Annotated in this window: 14 protein-coding genes and 3 tRNA genes; 9 read left to right on the plus strand and 8 right to left on the minus strand. The window is 51.7% G+C overall.

Going from position 1 to position 14,772, the window contains the following annotated elements:
* Positions 1–88: 88 nt before the first annotated feature.
* Genes WC813_00635 through WC813_00650 form a run of 4 tightly spaced genes read left to right on the plus strand, consistent with a single transcriptional unit; the run spans position 89 to position 2,797 of the window.
* Positions 89–790 carry a ScpA family protein gene (locus WC813_00635; GenBank protein ID MFA5946515.1) on the plus strand — a complete coding sequence of 234 codons (702 nt, stop codon included), beginning with the start codon at positions 89–91 and terminating at the stop codon, positions 788–790.
* Entirely contained in the window at positions 787–1,341 is a 555-nt protein-coding gene (gene scpB / locus WC813_00640; GenBank protein ID MFA5946516.1) for an SMC-Scp complex subunit ScpB, read from the plus strand. Before WC813_00635 ends, scpB begins: the two co-directional genes overlap by 4 nt.
* Positions 1,338–2,306 (plus strand): serine hydrolase, encoded by a 969-nt coding sequence (locus WC813_00645; GenBank protein MFA5946517.1) that lies wholly within the window; start codon positions 1,338–1,340, stop codon positions 2,304–2,306. Before scpB ends, WC813_00645 begins: the two co-directional genes overlap by 4 nt.
* Positions 2,291–2,797, plus strand: a complete 507-nt coding sequence (locus WC813_00650; GenBank protein MFA5946518.1) for a small multi-drug export protein — start codon at positions 2,291–2,293, stop codon at positions 2,795–2,797. Before WC813_00645 ends, WC813_00650 begins: the two co-directional genes overlap by 16 nt.
* Positions 2,798–2,800: 3 nt before the next feature.
* On the opposite strand, the gene WC813_00655 is transcribed toward WC813_00650, so the two are convergent.
* The 4 genes from WC813_00655 to WC813_00670 all read right to left on the minus strand — a co-directional run bounded on the left by WC813_00655 (position 2,801) and on the right by WC813_00670 (position 3,691).
* Entirely contained in the window at positions 2,801–3,280 is a 480-nt protein-coding gene (locus tag WC813_00655; GenBank protein ID MFA5946519.1) for a hypothetical protein, read from the minus strand.
* Between the two features lie 119 nt (positions 3,281–3,399).
* A tRNA-Met gene (locus WC813_00660) sits at positions 3,400–3,476 on the minus strand.
* Positions 3,477–3,513: 37 nt separating this feature from the next.
* Positions 3,514–3,590: transfer RNA gene (locus WC813_00665), tRNA-Met, on the minus strand.
* A gap of 15 nt (positions 3,591–3,605) precedes the next feature.
* Positions 3,606–3,691 (minus strand) — tRNA-Leu (locus WC813_00670).
* Between the two features lie 64 nt (positions 3,692–3,755).
* Here WC813_00670 and WC813_00675 point away from each other — a divergent pair.
* From WC813_00675 to WC813_00685, 3 genes are all read left to right on the plus strand, one after another.
* The gene (locus tag WC813_00675; protein ID MFA5946520.1) at positions 3,756–4,523 is read left to right on the plus strand and encodes a ParA family protein; all 768 of its coding nucleotides are present in this window, start codon (positions 3,756–3,758) and stop codon (positions 4,521–4,523) included.
* Positions 4,524–4,560: 37 nt separating this feature from the next.
* Positions 4,561–5,466: a ParB/RepB/Spo0J family partition protein gene (locus tag WC813_00680; protein ID MFA5946521.1), complete on the plus strand. Its 906-nt coding sequence runs from the start codon at positions 4,561–4,563 to the stop codon at positions 5,464–5,466.
* Positions 5,467–6,082: 616 nt separating this feature from the next.
* Positions 6,083–6,442 carry a hypothetical protein gene (locus WC813_00685; GenBank protein MFA5946522.1) on the plus strand — a complete coding sequence of 120 codons (360 nt, stop codon included), beginning with the start codon at positions 6,083–6,085 and terminating at the stop codon, positions 6,440–6,442.
* 60 nt (positions 6,443–6,502) lie between these two features.
* Here the strand turns inward: WC813_00685 and WC813_00690 are convergent, their stop codons facing one another.
* Positions 6,503–7,981 carry a RelA/SpoT family protein gene (locus WC813_00690; GenBank protein MFA5946523.1) on the minus strand — a complete coding sequence of 493 codons (1,479 nt, stop codon included), beginning with the start codon at positions 7,979–7,981 and terminating at the stop codon, positions 6,503–6,505.
* Between the two features lie 77 nt (positions 7,982–8,058).
* Here WC813_00690 and WC813_00695 point away from each other — a divergent pair, with 77 nt between their 5' ends.
* Positions 8,059–8,412 carry a hypothetical protein gene (locus tag WC813_00695; GenBank protein MFA5946524.1) on the plus strand — a complete coding sequence of 118 codons (354 nt, stop codon included), beginning with the start codon at positions 8,059–8,061 and terminating at the stop codon, positions 8,410–8,412.
* Between the two features lies 1 nt (position 8,413).
* The gene (locus WC813_00700; GenBank protein MFA5946525.1) at positions 8,414–10,576 is read left to right on the plus strand and encodes a hypothetical protein; all 2,163 of its coding nucleotides are present in this window, start codon (positions 8,414–8,416) and stop codon (positions 10,574–10,576) included.
* Here the strand turns inward: WC813_00700 and topA are convergent.
* From topA to pth, 3 genes are all read right to left on the minus strand, one after another.
* Positions 10,573–12,849 carry a type I DNA topoisomerase gene (gene topA, locus WC813_00705; GenBank protein ID MFA5946526.1) on the minus strand — a complete coding sequence of 759 codons (2,277 nt, stop codon included), beginning with the start codon at positions 12,847–12,849 and terminating at the stop codon, positions 10,573–10,575. The two genes, WC813_00700 and topA, sit on opposite strands and share 4 nt — an antisense overlap.
* Positions 12,850–13,114: 265 nt before the next feature.
* Positions 13,115–14,215 carry a DNA-processing protein DprA gene (dprA, locus tag WC813_00710; protein ID MFA5946527.1) on the minus strand — a complete coding sequence of 367 codons (1,101 nt, stop codon included), beginning with the start codon at positions 14,213–14,215 and terminating at the stop codon, positions 13,115–13,117.
* Positions 14,212–14,772 carry an aminoacyl-tRNA hydrolase gene (gene pth, locus WC813_00715; protein MFA5946528.1) on the minus strand — a complete coding sequence of 187 codons (561 nt, stop codon included), beginning with the start codon at positions 14,770–14,772 and terminating at the stop codon, positions 14,212–14,214. Before pth ends, dprA begins: the two co-directional genes overlap by 4 nt.

Genomic DNA, 14,772 nt, shown 5'->3' on the forward strand with positions numbered 1-14,772 from the left:
GCTCCCAGGGTTGGTAAGACGGACGGCGAAGATTACCCAAAAATTGGACAATGGTCAATCTCCCGGGTTCTCTAGTAGAATGTGGGGTATGGAATTCGCTGTTCAGCAAGAGGCGTTTACGGGGCCACTCGGGCTCTTGTTGGAGTTGATCGAAAGTAAGGAACTATCGATCTCGAAGGTTTCACTCGCCCAGGTGACGGACGAGTATCTGAAGCGGATGGAGACGGAGAAGGTGCCGATTGATGAACTTGCCGATTTCCTTCTCATTGCCTCGCGTCTCATTTATCTGAAGAGTCGTGAGCTGATGCCGTACTTGATGCGGGATGACGATGCGGAAGAGGGAATTGATGAGCTGGAAGAACAGCTCCGAGTCTATAAAGAATTCGTCGAGGCCTCGAAGAAACTTGAGGAGCGATTCGGCAAGACGACGATGATGGCTCGGCCGTTCGTGAGAGTGAAGCTGACCGAGCCGGTATTTTCGCCGCCGCCATCACTTGATGTCGCGATTCTCTTTGACGCCTATCGGAACGTGATCAAGAGACTCGAGCCATTCTTTGCACTGCAAGAAACGTCGATGGAGCGCATCAAATCTGTGGAGGAGCGAATCGAAGAGATGAAAGGCGCGCTTGAGGCGAGGGCTAAAGTTTCATTTTCAGAGGTTGTGAGCGGAGCCAGGAGTAAAATGGAGGTCGTGGTAAGCTTCTTGGCGCTTCTGGAACTTTTACGTCGGCAGATCGTGACGGTGGATCAGAAAGGTGCCTTTGGCGAGATTGAACTATCTAAAGTATGACCCAGGCTAAGATTTCCGCGCTCCTTTTCCTTTCTACCAAGCCGCTTTCTGTGCGGTCAATTTCGCAATCTTTGAACCAGAAGGCGAGTGATGTTGAGGCTGATCTGATTACGCTCGCAGAGAAGATGAATGTGGAGGAATCCGGTATTCACCTTGTACGCACGGGCGACGAATGGCAGCTCGTGACAAACCCGTCTTGCGCCGATGTGGCGAATGCGCTCGTGAAAGATGAGGCGGGGGAGCTGACCCGGCCGTCACTTGAAGCGCTGACGATTATTGCGTATCGCGGTCCCATTACGAAGCCGGAGATCGAGGCTATTCGTGGCGTGAACTGCACGCTCATTCTTCGCAACCTGCTTATGCGTGGGCTCGTGACAGAGAAGGACGATTCGCTCAAAGGCCAGCAGGTGTATTCGCTGTCACCGGACGCGATGCGGTACTTGGGCCTGCACGACGTGGCTGAGCTTCCGGAGTATGGCGAGCTGCATGCGAACGCGAAGATTGATAAACTGCTCGCGTCTTTGACGGCGAGTATGACGGACACCGTATGATCGCTCGCGCTTTAGCTCAACTTATTTTTGCGGCCAGTTTATTTTCGGTGGCACCAGTAGATGCTTCTTTGCTTGAGAACCAGGTGTCGGCCGCGCCTATTCCGCTTGACGCCGCTCATTTCTTGCTAGCCAGCGGTTATTCTCATCTGTCCCCAGCTGCCGAACGGACAACTCCGCCGCCAAAGAAGGTAGTGAGCAACAGTTTTGGCGTGGTGACGAGTGCTGATAGCTCTATTGTGGTTGATGCGAAGAGCGGTGCAACGCTGTATGCAGAGAAGCCGGACGATGTTCGCCCGATGGGTAGCATAACCAAACTAATGACTGCCGTAGTTTTTCTTGATACGCATCCAGATCTCGCCTCGACGGTGAAGCTAGTTTCTGATGACTATGTTGGGGGTGGCCGAACATACCTCAAGTTTGATGACGGGGTGAAACTTCGCGATGTTCTTGGGACTGCGCTCGTGGGCTCTGATAACACCGCCGCGCATGCGCTCGCTCGACTTTCCGGGATGACGGATGAAGATTTTGTAAAAAAAATGAATGAGAAAGCGCGCGAGCTTCGTATGGCGCAGTCAGTTTTTGTGGACCCGAGTGGTATTTCTTCGGAGAATGTTTCCACTGCTCGTGATTTGAGCCAACTTCTATTAGCCGCCCAACATTCCGAGGTGCTTAGAAAGTTTATGGTTTCGCCTACGTTTACTCCGACTCAATCGAGCGGTTTTAGCGTGAACATTGAGAGTACAAATCTTTTGCTTGGATCTGGCGCTAACAGTGCCTACCAGGTCATGGCGGGAAAAACGGGCTACATCCCGCAGGCTGGCTACTGTCTCGCGACGGTCATTGAACATGACGGCAATAGCGTGGTGATCGTAGTCCTAGGGGCGCAAAAGATTGACGACAGATTTACGGACGCTAAGAACCTGGCCGTCTGGGCCTTTAAAACTTTTGTATGGCCGAAGCCGTAGCACATTTTGTCCTGTCGGTTCTTTCGGGGGTTCCGGCTTGGCTCAAGATAATCGTGCTAGCCATGGTTCCGGTTACCGAGTATCAGTTGGCCATCCCTTATGCGGTTGAGCGGTTCTATTTTTCACCGGCCGCGGCCTACGCCCTAGCGCTTGGCGGTAGTGCCCTCTTATTTTTTCCGCTTTTCTTCGGATTGGAGTTACTTCGGGCAGCGCTCACTAAAGTTTGTCCACCGCTTCTGCGGCCTTTGGACGCATTTCTTTTACGCGCGGAGCATAAGCTTAAGAACAGTTATGAGAAATATGGCGCGCTGGCCTTGTTCTTTTTTCTCGCCATCCCTTTTCCATTTACGGGTATTTGGACTGCGACCACGGCGGCGGTTGTACTAAAAATCCCCTTTCGCGGAGCCGCGGTGGGGATTTTTTTAGGGGTGCTTGTTGGGCAGGCAATCGTGCTGGCTGCGACGCTCGGAATCGGGACCCTCTTGGCGTAACTCTTACGCAATCTGTTCTATAAGTTTGACCACCAAGAGAACGAAGACTGCTTGTGCTACTAGCGCGTAGCGGAGTTTCACGTCACCATAGCTGCGGGAGAAATAATCGTGGAAGTAGAAGTGGAACTGTCGGTAGGATTTTAAAATACGATTCTTCTTCATGACGTCAGCGACCCCAACCATGAGGTCTGGGAGGACACTGCCGATCACCGCTGCCGCAAATGGAGTGTTAGCGATGCTATCTGGCTTGACGGCTACAAAGACCATCAATAAAACGATGGACAGAGCGCCGTCTATAGTGGCGTAGGCTACGGGAGCTAGTTTCTCGTGATTATTGTAGTACCGATCTGCTAACCCTGTATCTCCATGAGGGATCATGTCTACGAGAAAATGGGAAATGGCGCCCAACACAAAGCCGAGGGCCGGTTCGCCCGCTAAAACGCCAATTCCTGCGCCAATTGCTACGTGTGTCGTAAGGGTCATATTCGCCACGGAGAATAGCACAATTTAGAGAAAATGTGAAGGGCGCGGAGGTTTTTTTGACTCGCCCTTGGCGGGGCTCGTTCAGAACAAAAAAGATTCGTCCAAGGACGAATCTTTTTTGGTTGCGGGAGCTGGATTTGAACCAGCGACCTCCGGGTTATGAGCCCGACGAGCTGCCTGGCTGCTCTATCCCGCGACAAAATGATAGCAGAATGTATTTAAAAATGCAACTTTGGTGGCCGGGGTGGGAATCGAACCCACGACCTAAGGCTTATGAGTCCTTCGCTCTAACCGACTGAGCTACCCGGCCAAAATTGAATATCTGTGGTACCACGGGAGGGACTCGAACCCTCAATCCCTTACGAGAAACGGATTTTGAGTCCGTCGCGTATACCATTCCGCCACCGTGGCACAGATGGGGCACATGGTAGCAGAACTTAGTAAAAAGGCAAAGTATGTTAGAATATCCCCGACTATGGTCCATGTAGTATCAGTTGTGAATCAAAAAGGAGGGGTAGGGAAGACCACCACGAGCATGAACTTGGCGGCTTTTTTGGCTGACTTTGGCAAACGGGTGTTATTGGTCGACCTCGACCCCCAGGGCAATGCCACGAGCGGACTCGGCTTCCAACCGTCTGAACTTTCGGGTACCTATGAGGTGCTCTCCGGCGAAAAGCAGATTCGGGATGTGATTATCCCCACTGCCCATGATCGACTATTCCTCTTGCCAGGAAATCCCGACCTCGCCGGCAGTCAGGTTGAGCTTGTGAACGAATTTAATCGCGAGCGAAAACTCCAGAATGCGATCGCGCCTCTGAAGGATGACTACGACTACATTCTTGTGGATAACCCGCCGTCCCTCGGGCTCCTGACCATTAACGGTCTTGTGGCGAGCGATAGCGTGCTTGTTCCTGTGCAGGCGGAGTATTATGCTCTTGAAGGACTTGGCCAACTTTTACAAACCGTCGAGCTCGTAAAAACAAACATTAAGCCGGAACTTGCCGTCATGGGGGCAGTGATTACCATGTTTGACCCGCGGACGAACCTGGCAAATCAGGTTTTGCAGGAGCTTTACAAGCATTTCCCCGGAAAGATCTTCCGCTCGGTCATTCCCCGCAGCATCAGACTCGCCGAGGCGCCAAGTTACGGTAAGTCCATCATCCACTACGATCCGCTGAGTAAAGCAGCTAAAGCGTATGAGCGATTGGCTCGTGAGTTCCTGGAACGTGAAAAAACCGACTAGTTAGACAAAGCGGGGTTTCAAACCCCGCATTTACCATATGAACAAAGCCAAAGGAGGTTTGGGCAGGGGACTTGGATCACTACTGTCGCCAATGAGCGTCCCTGTTCAAGCACCGAGTGCTCCAGCTCCCGCCGACTTCACACCGGAACCGATCGATGTAGTGGCCGAGGGTGATTTGCGTATCAAGCAGGTTTCACCGAAGGATATCGTCGAGAATCCCCGCCAGCCACGCCGGCATTTTGCTCAAGAGGAACTCGCAGAGCTTGAAGAGAGCATTAAAGAGCACGGCATTCTACAGCCACTCATCGTCTCTGAAATTTCCCCTGGCAAGTACGAGCTCATTGCCGGTGAACGCCGTCTGCGCGCCTCACGCGGTCTTGGACTCGATAAGATTCCAGTGGTCATCAGGCCCATGGAGGATGACCGGAAGAAGCTCGAGCTCGCCTTGATCGAAAACATTCAGCGCTCAGACTTGAACCCCGTTGAAGAAGCACAAGCGTATCGCGCTTTGATTGAGGAGTTCGATCTCCGTCAGGAAGACGTAGCTAAGCGCGTCGGCAAGAGCCGTCCGGCTGTGGCTAACGCCTTACGATTGCTTGAGCTCGACGAAGAGATGCTTCAGGCGCTCATCGATGGTCGCATCATGAAAAGCCACGCTCGCACCCTCATGGCCGAGCCCGTTCTCAGCCGCCGCCAGGCTATTTTTCAGGACCTCTTGAAAGGCGGCGTCACCGTTCGCGAGGTGGAGGCTCGTGCCGGTTCGGCCCGTAACCGCGCCCGCTACGCCAAAGACCCCAATATCGGCGCCCTAGAAATGGAACTCCGCGAAAAGTTCGGCACAAAGGTTACTATCGACATGCAGAACAGCGGGGGCAAGATTTCTATCTATTTTTACGCGAAAGAGGATTTGAAGAGCTTAGTTGAGAGATTAGCGAAAGACTAGAGTTGTAAAGTTATAAAGTTGTAAAGAAAGAGGCTAATATTGGCCTCTTTTTTGTATTAAATCATTGACAAAAGCCCATTTTTCTGCTATAATTTCTTGTCAGAGTAACTCCAACATTCATCTATCGGGAGAAGCCAATGTTTCATAACGTTGTTGAAGTGATGCCGCTCGCCCTCGGGCTTACCGTACTGCTCAGCGCCTCAATGACGACGATCTGTACTCTGTCGCCGCTTGCGACGGGTCGAACGTGGGGATCGGCGATGAAGGAGATCGGGTGGCTGCTTCCGGGGTCCCATATTCACTTCTGCTACATGTTCGCAATCCTGATCGTGCCTACCGTACTCGGCGTCATCGTCGGATCCACTCGATAACCGCATCACTTGCAACTCTTTACGAAGAGCCGCAAGGGAGGTGCGGTTTTTCTATTAGCCTCGATACTTTTTCACCTTTTCAATCTTTTTAACTTTTTTATCTAGTATTAGCTTAATTTTCGTATTATTCCATTGACAAAAGGCCATTTTTCTGCTATACTAGAAGGGTTTTCTGATAGCAAATTTCACATCCTTTTGGAGGCATCATGAAGAACTGCATTTGGTGTGGCGGGAGTCTCGTACCTGTGGACCTGCTCATCAACCAGCCGGAGAACCGTCGCCACTACTCGAACGCTGAGCTCATCGGATTCACTGATTCGAATGGGTTCCGTTGTGAGAACAGCGAGACATGCGGTGCGTTCTACTGTACGTCGCCGGGCGGTACCATTGAGGTCCTCGTGGGCAAGGCACGCTACGAACCGCTCAAGGACGGTGACTCGGACTACATCTGGGAGATCGTGGACTCGTGGACCATGTTCATTGACACCGAAGCCGGAAAGCGGGTCCTCGAAGACGTCCAAATCGAACGGGATTTCAAGCGGTACGGCACGATGGTTGATGACTGCTGGGACTTTCAAGATCTCGACGACTACGATCCTCTGTAGCGGTAACTGACCGCACCCGAAGAGCCTCACCGGCCTTCGCGGTGCGGTTCTTCTTTTTATTTAACCCCTATACTTTTTAATAAGACTCGAAATGATGCCCGTCTTGGAGTCCTTGAGGGCGTCTTTTATTTTGTCGCGGGCGTGGCGGGTTTTTACAAATTTCAACCAATCCTCGTTCGGAAATTTTCGATTCTTATCCGTGATGATTTCGCAGAGGTCGCCGGATTTGAGGGGAGTTGAGAGCGATGCGATTTCGCCGTTGATGCGAGCCTGAACCGCTTTGTTGCCGATTTCGGAGTGTACCGAGTAGGCGAGGTCGACCGGTGTCGATTCCTCAGGAAGATCGAGCACGTCACCACGGGGAGTAAAGACGAAAATGCGATCACGGAACATGTCGAGCTTGAGCTCGTTCAAGTGCTTCATGAAATCGCTCGCAGAAAGTTCTTTTTGAATAACGGCCAGCTCTTCCATCCAGCGGACTTGGCGGGCTTTTTGATCGTCGCCGGACTTGTACTTCCAGTGTGCGGCCACACCGTATTCGTTTTCTTCGTGCATCTGGCGGGTGCGAATCTGAAACTCAAGGATCGAGCCCTCGTTGTCGAATACCGTGGTGTGCAACGACTGATAGCCGTTTGGCTTAGGTTGGGCGATGTAATCCTTAATGCGTCCAGGCAGCGGCGTGTACATGCCGTGAAGAATGCCGAGCACGGCGTAACATTCCGGAATGTCCTTCACGATTACTCGTAAAGCCACGATGTCATAGACTTTACCAATGTCCTGTTTGTAACGGTCCAGCTTACGGTGCAGCGAGTACGCGTGTTTGACGCGGCCATGGACGTCAGCACCCGTGATTCCATGTTTTTTGAGCTCTACGTCAACATCGTGCAACGCGCGATCTAGCGCCGGTCCGAATTTTTTTACCCGCTCTTCCAGAAGATGCTGCGTCCAGCTGTACTCTTTTGGCTCTAGATATTTAAAAGCGTAGTCCTCAAATTCTCCGCGGTATTCACCCATGCCAAGGCGGTTAGCAATAGGCGCGTAGATTTCTAGAACTTCTTTGGCTATACGCTGACGCTTGGCTTCTGGTAGGGCGTAAAGCGTTTCCAGGTTATGCAAGCGGTCCGCAAACTTGATAAAGATTACGCGGACGTCTTCCGCCATAGCCACGAACATTTTTCGGAGGTTTTCCGCGTAACGTTCCTCGCCTCTATATTTTACTTTTCCGAGTTTCGTAATGGCGCCCACCATGCTCCGGATGTCTGCGCCGAATTCCACTTCAATGTCGTCCAGCGTTTTTTCTGTGTCTTCCGGAACGTCGTGCAAGAGACCTGCGGCAATGACTTCGCTTGGCAGTTTCAGGTTTGCGAGTTTTGTGCCGACGTTTGCACAGTGCGCAAAGTATGGTTCGCCAGTGTGACGAGCCTGTCCCGTATGGGCCATCTTGGCAAAATCAAACGCGCGTTCAACTAACCGGACATCCTCTTCGGAGTACCGGTCATCAAGCGCTGCACGTAAAGTTGAAAATTCTAGTTCAGGCATATTTCAAACATAACTCGCCCTTGTTATCCCGTAAAGGGGAAGCGGTGGGGACGGAAACTGCGGTACAATAGCGCGGTATGATGGGACACGGATCAGGGAAGGATTCCATGCAGAAAATAGCACATGACGCTCGCGCCACCGGTGAAGAACTGGCGCAGCTTCTTTTGGATTCCCCGCTTCCTCCTTCGGAAAAGAGCGCTTGGGCTGAACTTGTGCCTTTTATGACTGTGGAACAGATCGGAAAATTCAGAGATATGCTGCTTTCTCACATGGAGCGTCAGATTTTTGATGAAGCCGAAGATATTATTTTGGCTATGAAAGCTGAGGAATTGAAGCGCCAGTTTGCGCATGCACATATCTTGGCAGATGCAAATAAAGCACTCGGCGTACTAGAGAAGGAAGTTGATGCTCTTGAGGGAGCTGTTAAATAGTATGGTTAAGAAGATGTCGAATATCGGCAGGGAACCCGTATGGCGCGGTTCCAATCGTGAGACGGAACCCGGCGAACCGGATGTATTAGAAGTGACAGAGGTGATTCATCGGCGAGATCTAAATACCTTAGCTCGGAAGCAGGAAGCTTTGGCTCGAGAGACGGATAATGAAAAAGAAACTGAACCATCCCTGGAGGGCGAGCTTTATGGACTTGAGCGTAGGGCGCGGATTTTGCAGGCTCACCGGCATGAACCAGCTGATTACGCTCATTTGCGGGAGCAGAAGAAGGCGCTGGCCAAGCGGATCAAGGGAGATAAAAAGTTAGAAGAACGACTTAGCCGAATCACGTTTAGCGAGATTGTTGGACAAGGCGAGCCGGTCGTGGGGCAAGATGTTGAACGGCCTAGATCTAAGGAACTTGAACAGGCCGATTCGGCATATCGGGCCAAGCTAGATTATCTGGCTAACATGCTGGTTACCGTTGATCAGCTGCTTAATGCCGATGCTCCATCAAAAACAAAAATAAAAAAGATGCTGGATGGCGTGGTGAATGCGCTCGGCGGCGCTCATTTGACGTACGCGGCTGAGACGGAACGGGCGTTAACGAAGTCTTTGATTGAGCGGGCTGACATGCTGGCTAGAAAAATTATTCTTGATCAGCACCGGTTAGAAAATATTTTGGAAGTTGCACCAGCGCGGGAGACTAAGCTAAGAAAGCTTCCACGAAAAACGCGCCAAGGAAACCGAAAGAGGATATTGCCGGGGATGGTGCCAGAGCATTTACTTCGTACTGGCGTGACACTTCCGGAGAAACCAGACATCGCCCAGATCGTTCTTCCGTCTGAGGAGAGGCTAGGGAAGAAAACAGAGGGTTTTGGTGAGCGGTTGCGCCATGGTTTTGCATATTTATGGAATCGTGGGAAGCGTGAGGGCGCGGAGAAGGCTGAACTCAAGGAGATTGAGACATTCGGTGAAACCGCTAAGATGACTGCGGCCCTCGCGAGGACTGCGGTGACGTTTGGCGGTGCATATTTGGATCCGGAGCTCGTGAAACACATGCCCGCGTCTTTGTTGTCCAAAAAAGAAACTGAGCAGTTGGAACTGATGCTGCGGGCTGTTGCGGAAGGTGGAACGAAGAGTCCGGATGAACAGGGGTATGACTCGTATAAGGAAGGAGTTCGCAGACTAGCAGAGCGCGTCAGTGCGTCGCGTTATGGTACGCCCAAAGAGAAGGGAAAAATTCTGGGGGACATCATGCGGGCAACCATTACTCCGCAGGATGATCGTACGCGTGCGGAGCGTGAACAACTCAAGGTTTCTGCTGAGCTTTTGACTAAGCCACGCGAGGAAATGACGAGCAATACGACACTTATTTTGGGTGAGCATTTGCTCCGCGCGCCAGCATATGACGGTGAGGCACTTATCGCTCGATTTAAAACTGTTGCGAGAGATGGTGCGACGGACGCAACGGCTCGCGAGCGCATTAGGAAATTCATCGCAGATCAGTTTGCGGAAACTGCTAAGACGTGGAACGGAGGCAGTACGAGACAGAAGGCATACGCAGGTCTGAAGACCATTGGGAAAGCGCTCGGTGCTGCTGGTTTTGCATATGCTACCCGCGAATTATGGGAAGTAATGCCGACGGTGGACACCTTAACGCAGGACGAGCTTCGCGTGCGGATTGACGACGCGCTTGAGGCTTCTGAAGCTCGCGATGACGTTCACGTGCTGCAGGAGCTTTCCGCTCATGAGGCGCTGTGGTCTGGTGCAGAAACGCTTGGCGAGCACGGGACCGTGAGCGTTCCCTTGGCTGAAGCGGAAATATCTGAATATTCTGCGGGGCAACTGGCGGCGGGCACGGTTAGGAAGGGCGATGGTATAACGCAGGCTTTGATCCGTGTGATTGCCGAGAACCCAAAACAGTTTGGCTATGTACACGACCAGTTGGCGTTTGATCTTAATGCCAGAAAACTCGCTCTTACGATGGTGAAGAATGACGGGCTCTTACGTACATGGCTGAATGATCAAGCCGTAGGGAATTTGCTAGTACTTCCGGTGATGAGATCGGACGGTTGGCATGTGGAGTTTTTAGACGCCAAGACGCACGAGGAAATTTCTGGTAAAGCCTTGAAGGCATTTACAAAAGCACAACCGAGGCCTTAAGCCTCGGTTGTTTCTTTGGGTTTGCGGGTAAATTTGCGTTTGGGCGCTTTACGCTTTTTGATCAGCATTTCAATGGCCATTTCGCGGGTGACTGTGGCGGGGTCAACATCTTTTTTGATTGTGACGTTTGTCTTGCCGTCAGTTACGTAGGGACCGAAGCGACCATCTTTTACAAGTATTTTTCCCTTCGTTTCCGGGTCTTCGCCAAGGTCAGCGAGAGGCGTCATCTGTTTGATTTTTTTCTCGACGCCGGTCGTGCAAAGTTCTATAGCCTGCTCAAGGGTGATCGTTTTCGGATCCGTCCCTTCCGGCATGGAGATGTTCATTTCGCCGCACTTTAGATAGGGGCCAAAACGTCCGGTGTTCGCTACAATCTCATAGCCGTTTGGATGTGCGCCGAGCGTGCGGGGGAGGACAAGAAGGTGCAGCGCATCAGCAAGAGTGATAGTTTCCAGTGCTTGATGTTTTTCAAGCGAGGCGCGTTTGGGTTTGATTTCATCCGTCACTGGTCCTAACTGGACGAAGGGACCGAAACGGCCGTTTCTGGCAATAACTTCCAGCCCTGTTTTGGGATCAATACCGAGTGAACGTTCTTTCATGACATCTGAGCGGGAGAGATCCTTGGTCTTTTCCTCGATGCGTTCGTGAAAGGGCGTGTAGAAATCGCCGATGGCTTTAACCCATGACTCCTGGCCGTCAGCGATATCGTCGAATTGCTTTTCCATCTTGGCGGTGAATTCCAGGTCGACAATTTGTGGGAAGTGTTCGACGAGAAGGTCGATAACTATCATGGCGATGTCTGACGGGAATAATTTTTTATTGTCGTCGCGCAGGACGTACTCGCGCGCCTCGATAGTCGAAAGAGTCGGCGCGTAGGTTGAAGGCCGACCAATTCCGTGTTCCTCGAGTGCCTTAATAAGGGTGGCGTCTGAATATCTGGCCGGTGGTTCAGTGAAATGCTGTTCTGGTTTTATTTCTTTTGCTTGGCCAATGTCATCGCCCTTCATCATGCTTGGCAAGAGTTTATCTTCAGAGGCCTGCCAAACTTTCATGTAGCCGTCAAAAACAACCGTTGAGCCAGTGGTGCGGAAGGTGTGGCTATTGCCTTCAAGGTCAATAGCTGTACGACGAATTTTGGCAGCTGGCATCTGAGAAGCGAGCGTACGACGCCAAATGAGGTCGTAAAGTTTAGCCATGCCGGGATCCAGCGTCGCCTTGGCGTCATCAGGGGAGGCGTCAGCGTTTGTAGGCCTGATAGCTTCGTGGGCTTCCTGAGCGCCCTTCTTAGACGTGTGGTACGCTACGGAACCCTTGGCGTACTCTGTGCCGAATGACTTTTTAATGTACGCCTGTGCACCATCTAGGAACTGCGTGCTCAGGTTCAATGAGTCTGTACGCATGTAGGTGATGAAACCAGTTTCATACAGCTTTTGGGCGAGCGTCATGGTCTGCTTGGCACTCATTCCGAGTCGGTTGTACGCTTCCTGTTGGAGCGTCGAGGTCGTGAGCGGAGTAGGCGGTTTCTTGCTTGCATCTTTTTCTTCAACCGAAATAATCGAAAAGTTTGCATCTTTTACCGCGTCAACAATTGCTTGCGCATCCTTCTCATTTTTAATGTCGAGTTTATCGAGTTTCTTGTCTCCGATAGCATGAAGCTTGGCAGGGAATTCGGTGCCAGCTTTTTCGAACAGCCCTTCAATAGACCAGTACTCGTCTTGTTTAAAGGCGAGGCGCTCGCGTTCACGTTCAACCACTAGCCGAACAGCGACGGATTGTACGCGACCAGCGGAGAGGCCTCGGCGCACTTTTTTCCACAGGAGGGGAGACAACTCGTAGCCTACTAGACGATCCAAAATGCGGCGCGCCTGCTGGGCGTCCACTAGGTTCATATCCAGTGTGCGGGAGGTTTTGAGGGCGTGTTCAATAGCGCTCTTGGTGATTTCATGGAACGTAATGCGCTTCGCGGTCTTTTCATCTAGATCCAATACTTCAGCAATGTGCCAGGCAATAGCTTCCCCTTCGCGGTCTTCGTCGGTTGCGAGGTAGACCTCTGTGGCTTTTTTGGCTGCATCCTTGAGCGCCTTCACCTTATCTTTTTTATCATCAGGGACGATGTAGGTAGGCGCAAAATCATGTTCAATATCAACCCCCATTTTCCGTTCTGGGAGGTCACGGATGTGCCCGTAGGAGGAAATAACCGTGTAACTTGAGCCAAGAAACTTGTTAATGGTTTTGGCTTTGGTGGGTGACTCTACAATAAGGAGTGGCGGCATAGAAGCAAAATTGATAGCCCGAATGATACCTCATCGTCAAGCTGTGGTCGGGGGATCCGCACATTCCCTCCCGAAATTTGAGTCGGGTTACCTTTTTCGGCGGTGCACCCGTTTCCGTAAAAATTGGAGTCGGATTACCTCCTAACAATTTTTCCGGAAACGGGTGCACCGCCGAATGGGATCCTAAGCCGAAGGGTGATATCCAAAATAAAATGTTAGGAGGTAACCCGACTCCATTTTATTTTGGATATCACCCGCAGGCGAATTACACGCGCTCATATCGTGTACCCCCGAGACTGCGCACAACACCCATGAGCTCGAGTTCGAGGAGCGCGCGCGACATGTCAGAAGCTGTCGAGCCTGTTTTGAGACATAGTTCATCGGCAAAGAGCGAGCTATGTTCGAGATAAGCGCAAATACTCCTATGAAAGGGAATAAGTTCAGGTAGAGGTTTCTTGAGTGCGACGGGCTGTGGCGCAGGCGCGCCATCTGTTTTTCGCGGCGTAGCTATTCCAAAGGCTAAGAGGAGATCGTCGGGGCTCGTAGCTACGAACGCTCCATCTTTGATGAGATTGTTTGTTCCGGCCGAGGTGAGGGAATCAATCGGCCCCGGTACTGCAAAAACTTCTCGTCCAGCGTTAATCGCTGCGTGAGCGGTGAGGAGCGAACCAGACGGAAGACCGGCTTCCACAACGAGCGTGATTCTGCTCATGCCCGCAATAATTCTATTCCGCATGGGAAAGTGAAACCTGAGGAATGGCGAGTGAAGACCGTACTCCGTGACGAGCGTGCCTCCAGTTTCGATAATTTTTTCGGCGATATTTTCCTTGTCCATGCTGTTATGTGCGAGGAGCCCGCCGCCGAGGACGGCCGTAGTATGTCCTTTTGCTTCGATTGCACCCTTATGTGCAATGGTGTCAATTCCTAGCGCTAGCCCAGAGACAATCGACACACCGTGTGCGGCCAGTCCGTACGCAAAAGTTCTGGCGGTTTTCTTTCCGTATTCGCTGAGATTTCTGGAGCCGACAATAGAGACGCATTGTTCTCTCATTAACTCGCCCTGTATAAACAGTGCGAACGGTGGGTCATAGATCGTTTTGAGAAGTGCAGGATATTCGGTATCATCTTTGGTGATGAGTCTGATACCGTGTTGTTCCATGCTTTTGACGTATACGTCGGGGCGGGCGGCTTGGCGGAACGTAAAAAATCCCGCCAGACGGGATTCGGGGATGCCGAGCTCAAGAAATTCGTGTTCGGGCGCTGCCCAGATAGCTTGCGCTGTCCCAAATTTGGCGAAGAGTTTTTCAAGTGTTCGCGAGCCAAAGACCGGACAGTTGGCGAGAGCGACCAGAAACGGATCCGTCATAGCTTGCTGGTTCGGGGGGAGATACCGGCCTCTACGGCGTCGATCAATTCATCGACTGCCAGTGAGATCACTGGCGCGAGCAGCTTCATTTCGTCTTTTGAAAATTTTGAAAGAACCCAGGCGTCTAGCGGAACGTTTGCTGGCTGCGGATCAACGCCAATTTTTACTCGCGGAAATGCGTCGGTCTTGAACTGTTCAATCACGGACTTTAGTCCATTATGTCCTCCAGCGGAGCCCCCCGTTCTGACACGCAGGGTGCCAAGTGGCAGTGCGACGTCATCTGATACCAGAATTACTTGCTCGGGTTTTACTTTGTAGAAATGAGCGAGGGCACTTGCGGATCTGCCGGACGCATTCATGAACGTCCAGGGTTTAGCGATAATGACTTTGTGTTCGCCGATTCGTCCTTCAGCAACTTCGGCTTGAAATGCGTCCATGTCCTTAAAAGAAGCGTCGAGTTTCTTGGCTAAGGCCTCGATCACGAGAAACCCGGCATTATGCCGTGTCCGTTCGAACTCGTCACCAGGATTGCCAAGGCCGACAATGATGAACGTCAT

It is taken from the genome of Patescibacteria group bacterium (assembly GCA_041659765.1).
Lineage (GTDB): Bacteria > Patescibacteriota > Patescibacteriia > UBA9934 > UBA9934 > JAGORL01.

What these genes read in the sequence shown, in the direction of transcription:
- WC813_00635 (MFA5946515.1), top strand. Translation starts at nt 89, where the DNA reads ATGGAATTCGCTGTTCAGCAAGAGGCGTTTACGGGGCCACTCGGGCTC.
- scpB (MFA5946516.1), top strand. Translation starts at nt 787, where the DNA reads ATGACCCAGGCTAAGATTTCCGCGCTCCTTTTCCTTTCTACCAAGCCG.
- WC813_00645 (MFA5946517.1), top strand. Translation starts at nt 1,338, where the DNA reads ATGATCGCTCGCGCTTTAGCTCAACTTATTTTTGCGGCCAGTTTATTT.
- WC813_00650 (MFA5946518.1), top strand. Translation starts at nt 2,291, where the DNA reads ATGGCCGAAGCCGTAGCACATTTTGTCCTGTCGGTTCTTTCGGGGGTT.
- WC813_00655 (MFA5946519.1), bottom strand. Translation starts at nt 3,280, where the DNA reads ATGACCCTTACGACACACGTAGCAATTGGCGCAGGAATTGGCGTTTTA.
- WC813_00675 (MFA5946520.1), top strand. Translation starts at nt 3,756, where the DNA reads ATGGTCCATGTAGTATCAGTTGTGAATCAAAAAGGAGGGGTAGGGAAG.
- WC813_00680 (MFA5946521.1), top strand. Translation starts at nt 4,561, where the DNA reads ATGAACAAAGCCAAAGGAGGTTTGGGCAGGGGACTTGGATCACTACTG.
- WC813_00690 (MFA5946523.1), bottom strand. Translation starts at nt 7,981, where the DNA reads ATGCCTGAACTAGAATTTTCAACTTTACGTGCAGCGCTTGATGACCGG.
- WC813_00695 (MFA5946524.1), top strand. Translation starts at nt 8,059, where the DNA reads ATGATGGGACACGGATCAGGGAAGGATTCCATGCAGAAAATAGCACAT.
- WC813_00700 (MFA5946525.1), top strand. Translation starts at nt 8,414, where the DNA reads ATGGTTAAGAAGATGTCGAATATCGGCAGGGAACCCGTATGGCGCGGT.
- topA (MFA5946526.1), bottom strand. Translation starts at nt 12,849, where the DNA reads ATGCCGCCACTCCTTATTGTAGAGTCACCCACCAAAGCCAAAACCATT.
- dprA (MFA5946527.1), bottom strand. Translation starts at nt 14,215, where the DNA reads ATGACGGATCCGTTTCTGGTCGCTCTCGCCAACTGTCCGGTCTTTGGC.
- pth (MFA5946528.1), bottom strand. Translation starts at nt 14,772, where the DNA reads ATGACGTTCATCATTGTCGGCCTTGGCAATCCTGGTGACGAGTTCGAA.